Source organism: Variovorax sp. MHTC-1 (assembly GCF_003984645.1).
Classification (GTDB): domain Bacteria; phylum Pseudomonadota; class Gammaproteobacteria; order Burkholderiales; family Burkholderiaceae_C; genus Variovorax.
Genome location: NZ_RWKI01000096.1, coordinates 1 through 810, shown reverse-complemented (window position 1 = coordinate 810; position 810 = coordinate 1). Strand labels below are relative to the sequence as shown.

The following is an 810-nucleotide window of genomic DNA, read 5'->3' as shown; positions in this document are numbered from 1 at the left end:
GCCGATGGCCTCTACCGAGACGTTTGGCAACCATCTTCACAGAGCAGACGTCTACCTCGATCGAGGGGCGCACGTTGTGTACTTCATATAGGGCGGTTTTCGCCGTCCGAGGAGTCTCTGTGAACTTCAATTCCTTCGCCAAGTGGGCTGCTGTCAGCTCCGTTGCAGCCGGCGCACTTTTCGCGGCGGCGTCAGCTAATGCCCAGGTGAACTGGTCAGTCGGCATCAGTGCTCCTGGCGTGGCGATCGGCGTTGCCGAGCCCGGCCCGGTGTACTACGAGCCAGCACCCGTCTACGCGCGCCCGGCGCCAACCTACTACCAACCGGCTCCGCCGGCGTACTACGGGCCGCCTCCGGCGTATTACCGTCCGCCCCCGCCGACGTACTACCGCCCGGCCCCGGTGTATTACGGGCCGCCGGCGCCGGGCTACTACGGATCGCGCGAGCGTTGGCGTCATCGCCACCACCACCGTCGTGATTGGGACGAACGGGACGATTGAGCTGAGCGCGCTCGAATCGGTGCTAGCGCCCGCGTTGTGCCTTGTCCGGATCGTCCTGTATGACCCAAACCGACCTAGTCGTTCTGATGGCCCGATTGGCGAGTGATGGCTGTTCGTTCGCTCCAAGCGATGCGATCTCCGCGCTGGCAGAGATGCTGGAGAGGCTGCGCCCGACACTCGACCAAGCGGACCACGAGGCGCTGCTTCGTATCGGCGCGTGCATCTGGCGCTTGCCGTCAGGCAGCGCAACGGCCTAAGTTCATGAAGATGCTGCCGGCAGCACGGCAGCACGGCAGCACGGCAGCACGGC

Annotated in this window: 2 protein-coding genes; one reads left to right on the top strand and one right to left on the bottom strand. The window is 64.9% G+C overall.

Going from position 1 to position 810, the window contains the following annotated elements; translation table 11 throughout:
• On the bottom strand, positions 1-226 hold a 226-nt coding region (locus EJI01_RS29555; protein ID WP_260602747.1), incomplete at its 3' end, for a hypothetical protein.
• Between the two features lie 333 nt (positions 227-559).
• On the opposite strand from EJI01_RS29555, the gene EJI01_RS28425 reads away from it, so the two are divergent.
• Positions 560-757, top strand: a complete 198-nt coding sequence (locus EJI01_RS28425) for a hypothetical protein (RefSeq protein WP_126840420.1) — start codon at positions 560-562, stop codon at positions 755-757.
• Positions 758-810: the final 53 nt, after the last annotated feature.

Coding starts and splice junctions, on each gene's coding strand:
- EJI01_RS28425 (WP_126840420.1), top strand. CDS start 560: ATGACCCAAACCGACCTAGTCGTTCTGATGGCCCGATTGGCGAGTGAT.